Here is a 1,801-nt window from a genome sequence, read left to right as displayed (position 1 = left end):
ATGCCATTTTTCTTTATACTGTCACTGAGGCAGGTTGGACATTTGATTTCTAGAGTTATTCGCATTTCTCTATTTTATCAAAATTCAACCTACTTTGTTTCAGCATACTTTTTGAAACACCACCAAATTTTGAAGGACGCCAGCTTTAAACCGCAGCTTTCATTTTTTGTCTACATACAGCAGTCCAAGACGTTACCCAGTGTCACGTTACGGAACCGCACTCAGTGCGCTTGCCGGATTCAACAGTCTGGAGATCTTAGTATATTGCCCTATAAAGCTCATTTTATTAAAGATAATCTTTAATAGTCAAAGGCATTCAAATGTATAGATAGGGACTGTGTCAGGAAATGTGCTAGTAGAGGTGGGCAATAATGTCTAGAATCAAGGTACGTAATTTTCTCAGTCGACTATTACGAATAGCCGCCGATTTTGTAGATGCCTTTTAATTAGATTAGACTGTCACCACTCTCCTAGACAAATTTAGTCTATTCTTTTTGCATAAATGAGAACATTATGAGTGGACAACGATATTCTCTCAGAATCACGTATCAATCATGCTGCTAAACATTCTCATTAAAACAAGGGAATGCATCTTTTTACTGATCTGTACCTTGTTTTCAATTTTCCTCTGTTCTTTAATTTAGTACTATCTTTATCACTTATGAGCACTCACTGGATTCACTGAATGAAGTATATGGAAATCAGAGATTTGATTGAGGCTGAATTGAAAAATTACAGTTCTAATCAAATAATTCCATCCGAACGGTACTTGGCATTAAAGTTTGACTGTTCAAGGGAAACAGTGCGTAAGGCCTATGAACAGCTTCGTGCCGAAGATAAAATTTTCAAACGGCAAAATCTCGGCTGGTTCGTGAGTAATAAAAAAATTCAATATTATCCAAACTCAATTGAAAATTTTCGTTCTTATATGAAGGCACAGGGTTTTAATGCCAGAACTGAACTGATCTCGACCAGACAGCTGCAGCGATTGGATCACAGTAATCTTTTTAGCGAAGAAAATCGTAAATTGGGCTTTATTGAAATTATCCGTTTACGTTATGCTGATGATGTACCAGTACTTCTAGAATATAATTATTTACCTGTTGCGCTGTTTCCAGATGTGCTGAATTATAATGTGATTACTTCGGTCCAAGATGTCATTAAAAATCACTTTCATTATAATTACACGAGTAGTCAGTTAAAAATTAAAAATACCGGTGTGTCTCATTTTGAGAGCCAGCACTTAGGTATTCCTTTAAGTCAAACCGCCACTTATATTGAACGTATTTCAAAATCAGATGATCTAGTGATTGAATATGACATCGAAATCTGGTCACAGGACAAAATTGAAATGACCTTAGATATTCAAGCATAAGCTTATATTTATATCCTGCCCATTCAAATCCTAAGAAGTTAAATGGTTTTAGGAATTTTTTTATTTTCTTAGATTAGACCTCCTTCATAAATCATTCTTACTCAGTTGCAAATTATAAATTCCAGCAACTAGATTGAATCTCAAAAGGGGGGGCTTTTAGCTCTATTGCGATAACGTTCTGAAAGCATTTTGAAAGTTTTTAGACTGCCAAATACATACTTAACCTGAGTTCGATGAAATATTTTAGCTTTTTAGCAAGTTTTGGAAAGTTGGCTTATTTGGATTTAAGCAATAAGCCCCTATAGCAGCCATAATATTCACCATAAAGTTATTCACCGAACGATGACGTGAATGGTCAATTTGATGTAAGTTTTTTAACTGATCATTCACTGTTTCGATCAATCCTCTTCTGCAAAGCAATTGTTT

General features: G+C 35.1%; 2 protein-coding genes. One reads left to right on the top strand and one right to left on the bottom strand.

Annotation, left to right across the window (positions count from 1 at the left end):
* The first annotated feature begins 685 nt into the window (after positions 1-685).
* Positions 686-1,375 carry a GntR family transcriptional regulator gene (locus tag AC1P5O_RS16480; RefSeq protein ID WP_004281969.1) on the top strand — a complete coding sequence of 230 codons (690 nt, stop codon included), beginning with the start codon at positions 686-688 and terminating at the stop codon, positions 1,373-1,375.
* A 243-nt stretch (positions 1,376-1,618) separates the two neighbouring features.
* Here AC1P5O_RS16480 and AC1P5O_RS16475 read toward each other — a convergent pair.
* A partial coding sequence (locus tag AC1P5O_RS16475) for a transposase (protein WP_499006410.1) occupies positions 1,619-1,801 on the bottom strand: 183 nt, incomplete at its 5' end.

It is taken from the genome of Prolinoborus fasciculus (assembly GCF_056724605.1).
This window is presented reverse-complemented; position numbering and strand designations above follow the sequence as displayed.